This window comes from Dietzia sp. E1 (genome assembly GCF_014145015.1).
GTDB classification, from domain to species: domain Bacteria; phylum Actinomycetota; class Actinomycetes; order Mycobacteriales; family Mycobacteriaceae; genus Dietzia; species Dietzia cinnamea_A.
Genome location: NZ_JAALDU010000200.1, coordinates 1 through 6,259 on the forward strand (window position 1 = coordinate 1; position 6,259 = coordinate 6,259).

A 6,259-nucleotide genomic window follows, 5' to 3' on the forward strand; every position below is an offset into this window, starting at 1 on the left:
CGGGGCGCATGGCGCTCGGCAGGCGGGGCGCGTGACGCTCGGCGGGCGGGGATGCCGGGCGGGTGGGCCCGGGGCCGGGGCGATCCGGCAGCGTAAGCGGGCCGAGTCGCGCTGGCTGAATGACTTACGCGTCCATGATGGTCCACTGCCGCAGCGCAAGCCTCATGAAACCGTGCATACAGCCAGCGCGGGTCAGGGAGGCAGCGCAACTGCGGGCAGTCGTGCTGGGACTGTGCACGCCCGTGCCCGCGCTCACTCGTGTGCCCGGCGGCGCGTGGCGGATCAGCCCCAGCCGAGGGCGTGCAGGGTCTCCTCGCCGATCCCGAAGTGGTGGGCGATCTCGTGGATCACCGTCACCGCCACCTCGTGGACCAGCTCCTCCTCGGTCGAGCAGAAGTCACACAGCGCGCCCCGGTAGATGGTGATGGTGTCGGGCAGGAACCCGGAGTAGGTGGTGTCGCGTTCGGTCAGCGCGACGCCCTCGTAGAGCCCCAGGAGCCCGGGCTCGTCAGGATTGCGGTCGGCGATGAGCACCACCACGTTGTCCATGGCCTCGAACAGCGCGTCCGGTACCGAGTCCAGCGCGTCGTCGACCAGCTCCTCGAACCTCGCCTCGTCGACGCGGATGCTCACGGTGCCCCGCCGGGCACCGGGACCGCGACCGTGCCCTGGCCGGTGTCGGTCGTGGCGCCGGTGTCGCCGCCGGGCTGCTGGCCGGGCGGCGGGATCTCGGTGGTGGTGGGCGCGACCGGCGTGTTCCCGTCGATGAGCACACCCTGCCGCGCGGAGCCGCGGAGCACCGCGAACGGCCCGGGCTCGGCGGCCCGCATCAGCCCGCAGTTGACCGTGCGGCTGCCCGTGCGCCACGAGACCTCGGAGATGGGGTTGACCAGCGTCGAGATGAGCGTCGTGCGGCGCAGCGCCTCGGGGTCGCCGAGGTAGGCGATCCCGGCCTCGCGGCAGGCGTCCGCGGTGAGCTCGGACTGCACGCGCGGCTCCGGCGGGACCGGCCCCTCGGGGAAGGTCCCCGTCACGTCGACGTCGGCGACGATCTCGATCGAGTGGTCGTCCGAGCACGGCACCGGCGCGCCGGGCAGACCCTCGGCGGTGAAGCCCAGGCACGTTCCCGGGTCCCAGCGGCGGTGCTGGTCCGCCTCGGCGAACGTGCCCGTGGACAGGGCGGACCGACCGTCGAGCTCGGCGGCCGCGATCCCGCACAGGACACTGCGGTCGCCCTTGGCCCAGCCCTCCTCGGACGGCGGCACCACCAGACCGGTGAAGCGGCCCTGCGGATCGACCTCGCGGCCGCCCGCGTACCGGGAGATGAGCGGCAGGCACCGATCGGTTCCCACCGGGGCCAGATCGTCGCTGTCCGGGAGCGGGGTCCCCTCGCCGAACCCGGGGACCTCGGACAGGTCGATCCGCCCCGCCACCTCGAACCGGTGGGGCTCGGCGCAGTCGACCGTGTCGAAGGAGGCCACGCGGTCCGCGGCGTCGACGGACCAGGTCAGGCAGGTGCCCGGGGCGGCGTTGGCGTACGCCGGCCCCGACAGGGTCCGCGGGTCGACCTGCGGGACGACCGCCGCGATCCGCCCGGCGCTCGACGAGTTCGGGTCGTTGATCGCCGAGGCCATGAGCGCGCCGGTGACCGCCCCGCCGGACAGGACCGCGAGGAGGGAGGCCATGACCGCGCCCCGCGTGCGGAGCAGGGACCGACCACGGCGTGACGATCGGGTGGAAGTGGTCATCGCCTTCCATGATGCCGCAACCGCGCCGTCCCGATAGGATTCAGAGCATGAGCGGACAGAACCACGACGAGCGACCCGGCGCGGACGGTGACGTGCGCTCGCCACGGGAGGGTGTGGACCCGGAGGTCCTCGAGTTCGCCCAGATGCTGTTCCAGCTGGCCCGGGACGGCGAGACGGAGCGGCTCGCGGCCTATGTCGACGCCGGCGTGAGCCCCGACCTGACCAACGAGCGGGGTGACGCCCTGCTCATGCTCGCCGCCTACAACGGCCACCCGGACACCGTCCGCGCCCTGCTCGAGCGGGGTGCCGAGGTCGACCGCGCCAACGACCGGGGCCAGACCCCGCTGGCCGGCGCGGTCTTCAAGGGCTACGGCGAGGTCGTCCGCGTGCTCTTCGAGGCCGGGGCCGATCCGTACGGCGGCACGCCCACGGCCGTCGACACCGCGCGGATGTTCGAGAAGGACGCGTTCCTCGAGCTGTTCGGCGTCTGAGGCGGCCACGGCACCCGGCCGCGACTGGCCACGGTGCCCGGCCGCGACTGGCCGCCGGGAGTATTCGCGGGGGCCGCTAGGCTGAGATGCGTGATCGATCTCAAGCTGCTCCGCGAGAACCCCGACCTCGTCCGCGACTCCCAGCGCACCCGTGGTGAGGATCCGTCGCTGGTCGACCAGCTGCTGGCCGCCGACGAGGCCCGCCGCTCCTGCATCGCGGCCGCGGACTCCGCCCGCGCCGAGCAGAAGGCCCACGGCAAGAAGGTCGGCAAGGCCTCGCCCGAGGAGCGCCCGGCTCTGCTCGAGGCCGCGGGCGCCCTCAAGCAGGCGGTCAAGGACGCCGAGGAGGCCGAGAAGGCCGCGGCGGCCGAGGTTGACCGCCTCCAGCGGCTGCTGTCGAACGTCGTCGAGGAAGGCACGCCCGCCGGCGGCGAGGACGACTTCGTGGAGATCGAGCGGATCGGCGAGATCCCCACCTTCGACTTCGAGCCCAAGGACCACCTCGAGCTGGGCGAGAGCCTCGGACTGCTCGACATGGAGCGCGGCGCCAAGGTCTCCGGCGCCCGCTTCTACTTCCTCACCGGCTACGGCGCCCTGCTCCAGCTGGGCATGCTGCAGCTCGCCGCGCAGAAGGCCACCGCCAACGGCTTCACCATGATGATCCCGCCCGTGCTCGTGCGGCCCGAGATCATGCAGGGCACCGGGTTCCTCGGCCAGCACGCCGACGAGGTCTACCGGCTCGAGGACGACGACCTCTACCTGGTCGGCACCTCCGAGGTCGCGTTGGCCGGCTACCACCAGGGCGAGATCCTCGACCTGTCCGCCGGTCCCAAGCGCTACTGCGGCTGGTCCTCGTGCTTCCGCCGCGAGGCCGGCAGCCACGGCAAGGACACCCGCGGCATCATCCGCGTCCACCAGTTCGACAAGGTCGAGATGTTCTCATGGTGCAAGCCCGAGGAGGCGCACGAGGAGCACAAGCGCCTGCTGGGCTTCGAGAAGGAGATGCTCGAGGCCATGGGCCTGCCGTTCCGCGTCATCGACATCGCCGGCGGCGACCTCGGCTCCTCGGCCGCCCGCAAGTACGACTGCGAGGCGTGGGTGCCCACGCAGGGGACCTACCGGGAGCTCACGTCGACGTCCAACTGCACGACGTTCCAGGCCCGTCGGCTCGGGGTGCGCTACCGCGACGATGAGGGCCGGACGCAGACCGCCGCCACCCTCAACGGCACTCTCGCCACCACGCGGTGGCTCGTGGCGATCCTCGAGAACCACCAGCAGGCCGACGGGTCCGTCGTCGTGCCCGAGGCGCTGCGGCCGTTCGTCGGAAAGGACGTGCTCGAGCCGATCCGCTGAGGGATCGCCGCCCTCGTCGTCGTCGTCCTCGTCGTCCCGGCCCCGGGGCGGTCCCGCGCGTCGCGCCCGGTCGCGCCGCTCCCGGGTGCGCGTCCGTCCCTACCGGACCGTCACGGGCGGAACAGCATCATCACACCGCTCGCGCTGGCACACGTGCGGCCGTCGGTGTCGGTGACCCGCACCCGGACCACGCACGTCGACCGGCCGGCGTGCTCGACCTCCGCGCGGATCGTCGCGGGGGTCTTCTCCAGGCGTAGAGCCCGGATGTAGCGAACGGTGAGGTCCAGCGTGCTGTACCCGGTGCCCGGCTCGACGACGGTCGCGGTGGCGTAGCCGAGCGCCGAGTCCACCCAGCCGGAGACGATCCCGCCGTGGACCGTGCCGCCGTTGTTCAGCGCCCACTCCGCGGGCTCGGCCGTCATGGTCACCGCGCCCTCCTCGGCGGCGGTCAGCCGGACACCGAGCGAGTACGCGCCGGGGGAGAGGTGCCGTTCCCCGTCGATGATCGCCCGCAGTGCGTCGAGACCGGCGTGCGGCGAGCGATCGGCGGCGTCCGGGAGCGGCGGCCAGGAGTAGTGACGGCTGCGCGTCACCGGATCGACCGAATCGAAGGGGGCGTCGTGGTCCACCCCGCCGAACCTACCGGCGGTCGCGGACACCCGCCGCCGCGGGCCGCTACCCTGGGGCCCGTGGAGCTGCTCTATACAGGGATCATCGGGGTCGCCCGGACGATGTTCAAGGTCCAGGGACTGGACATCACCGTGCGCGGGGAACACCACTTCCCGGCGGTCGGCGGGGCGGTCGTGGTGATCAACCACACCGGGTACTTCGACTTCGTGTACGCCGGCCTCCCCGCCCGCGTGCACAAGCGGTTCATCCGCTACATGGCCAAGCACGAGGTGTTCGAGCACCCCGTGGCCGGGCCGATCATGCGCGAGCTCAAGCACATCCCCGTGGACCGCACTGCCGGCAAGGCGTCGTTCGACGAGGCCGTCGAGCGCCTCAGGGCCGGTGAGCTGGTGGGCGTCTTCCCCGAGGCGACCATCAGCCGCAGCTTCGAGATCAAGGGCTTCAAGTCCGGGGCGGTGCGGATGGCGCTCGCGGCCGGGGTGCCGATCATCACCGTCACCATCTGGGGGTCCCAGCGAGTGTGGACCAAGGGGCTGCCCAAGAAGCTCCTACGGCCCAGGGTGCCGATCATCATGGAGGTCGGCGAGCCGATGACGGCGTACGAGCCGGTGGCCGAGTGCACTGAGGAATTGCGCTCGCGGATGCAGGCGACCCTCGAGCGGCTCCAGGACGAGTACGCCGAGCGCTTCGGGCCGTACCCGGCCGGTGCCACCTGGGTACCGGCCCGCCTCGGAGGGTCGGCTCCCACGCTCGAGCAGGCCACGGCCCTGGACGAGGCCGAGCACGCGGAGCGACTGCGTCGTCGCGCCGAGAAGGCGGCCGCCGAGGGCACGTCGGTGGCCGATGTCGACACCCCGAAGGGACCGGCGGGCCCGGACGCTCCGTGAGCCGGTCGCGGCCGGTCCTCGTCGCCACGGACGTCGACGGGACCCTGATCGGCTCGGACGACCTCGTGCCCGCCGCCAACCTGGCGGTCGTGGAGGACCTCGTCGCCGACGGTGCGACCTTTGTCCTGGCCACCGGTCGGCCTCCGCGCTGGCTCGCGCAGGTGGTCGACCAGTTGCCCGTCGCGCCACTGGCGGTGTGCGCGAACGGCGCCGTCATCATGGACACCGGCAGCGGCGAGTTCCTCGAGACCAGCCTGCTCGACCCGGACACGCTCGCGGCGATCGACGAGGTCCTGCGGGAGCGGCTGCCGGGCAGCGGGATTGCAGCCGAGCGGCTCGGGGCGGATGCCGCCGACGCCGACTTCGTGGCCAGCCCGGACTACGAGCACGCCTGGATCCACCCCGCGCATCTCGAGGTGGGGCACGCCGAGGTCCTCTCCGAGCCCGTGCTGAAACTGCTGGCACGCGTGCCCGGTATGCCCAGTGCCGACATGCTGGCCGCCCTGCGCGGCGAGGTCGATCACCTGGCCGACGTCACGTACTCCACGACCAACGGGCTGATCGAGTTCGCCGCCCGCGGGGTGACCAAGGCGAGCGGGCTGGCGCGGATCGCGGCGTCCACCGCGGCCGCGAGCGCCACCCCGTCCGCGGAGGTGCCCGTCACGGTCGCGTTCGGCGACATGCCCAACGACCTGGAGATGCTGCGCTGGGCCGATCACGGCGTCGCGATGGGCAACGCCATCCCCGCGGTCCACGCCGCCGCCGACGAGGTCACGCTGACCAACGACGAGGCAGGTTTCGCGCACGTCCTGCGGCGCTGGTGGAACTGACCCGCGGGGTCGGCCGGCGCTCTGATCCCGCGCGCGCCTGAGCCGCCCCGTTCGAGTCCGGCAGCCGTCGCGTCGCCGTCGCCCGCTGGCCGTCGCGCTGACGCCGAGTGGTCGAAGCTGCCCACGTTTACCGAGGACGGGTCCGCCGGAGAGCGGCATTTGCGACCACTCGGCGAGGGGGAGCGCCGTGCCAGGGCATGCCGGCCTGCGTCGGCCGCCCGGGGCGTACTGGGCCGCACCACACCGGCTCGCGCCGGGTCGGGTTGCGTCCGCACGGCTGGCCGAGGCGCCGCTCGTCCCGCTGACCGCCGCGCGGTCAC

7 protein-coding genes are annotated in these 6,259 nt (G+C 72.8%); 4 read left to right on the plus strand and 3 right to left on the minus strand.

Annotated elements, in window-relative coordinates; genetic code table 11:
• Positions 1 to 282: 282 nt before the first annotated feature.
• Together G6030_RS07805 and G6030_RS07810 are read right to left on the minus strand one after the other, a co-directional pair.
• Positions 283 to 633: a metallopeptidase family protein gene (locus G6030_RS07805; RefSeq protein ID WP_007631889.1), complete on the minus strand. Its 351-nt coding sequence runs from the start codon at positions 631 to 633 to the stop codon at positions 283 to 285.
• Positions 630 to 1,748, minus strand: coding sequence for a septum formation family protein (locus G6030_RS07810; protein WP_241724239.1), 1,119 nt, complete (start codon positions 1,746 to 1,748; stop codon positions 630 to 632). Before G6030_RS07810 ends, G6030_RS07805 begins: the two co-directional genes overlap by 4 nt.
• Before the next feature lie 143 nt (positions 1,749 to 1,891).
• On the opposite strand from G6030_RS07810, the gene G6030_RS07815 reads away from it, so the two are divergent.
• Together G6030_RS07815 and serS are read left to right on the plus strand one after the other, a co-directional pair.
• On the plus strand, positions 1,892 to 2,239 hold the full coding sequence (locus tag G6030_RS07815; protein WP_223210230.1) for an ankyrin repeat domain-containing protein: 348 nt from the start codon (positions 1,892 to 1,894) through the stop codon (positions 2,237 to 2,239).
• 90 nt (positions 2,240 to 2,329) lie between these two features.
• Positions 2,330 to 3,592, plus strand: coding sequence for a serine--tRNA ligase (serS, locus tag G6030_RS07820; protein ID WP_182642730.1), 1,263 nt, complete (start codon positions 2,330 to 2,332; stop codon positions 3,590 to 3,592).
• A gap of 110 nt (positions 3,593 to 3,702) precedes the next feature.
• On the opposite strand, the gene G6030_RS16455 is transcribed toward serS, so the two are convergent.
• Positions 3,703 to 4,221 carry a PaaI family thioesterase gene (locus tag G6030_RS16455; RefSeq protein ID WP_347238607.1) on the minus strand — a complete coding sequence of 173 codons (519 nt, stop codon included), beginning with the start codon at positions 4,219 to 4,221 and terminating at the stop codon, positions 3,703 to 3,705.
• Between the two features lie 60 nt (positions 4,222 to 4,281).
• Between G6030_RS16455 and G6030_RS07830 the strand changes: the two genes are divergently transcribed.
• Together G6030_RS07830 and G6030_RS07835 are read left to right on the plus strand one after the other, a co-directional pair.
• Entirely contained in the window at positions 4,282 to 5,109 is an 828-nt protein-coding gene (locus tag G6030_RS07830) for a lysophospholipid acyltransferase family protein (protein WP_063972310.1), read from the plus strand.
• Positions 5,106 to 5,939: an HAD-IIB family hydrolase gene (locus tag G6030_RS07835; protein ID WP_182642732.1), complete on the plus strand. Its 834-nt coding sequence runs from the start codon at positions 5,106 to 5,108 to the stop codon at positions 5,937 to 5,939. The genes G6030_RS07830 and G6030_RS07835 overlap by 4 nt, the downstream gene beginning before the upstream one ends.
• Positions 5,940 to 6,259: the final 320 nt, after the last annotated feature.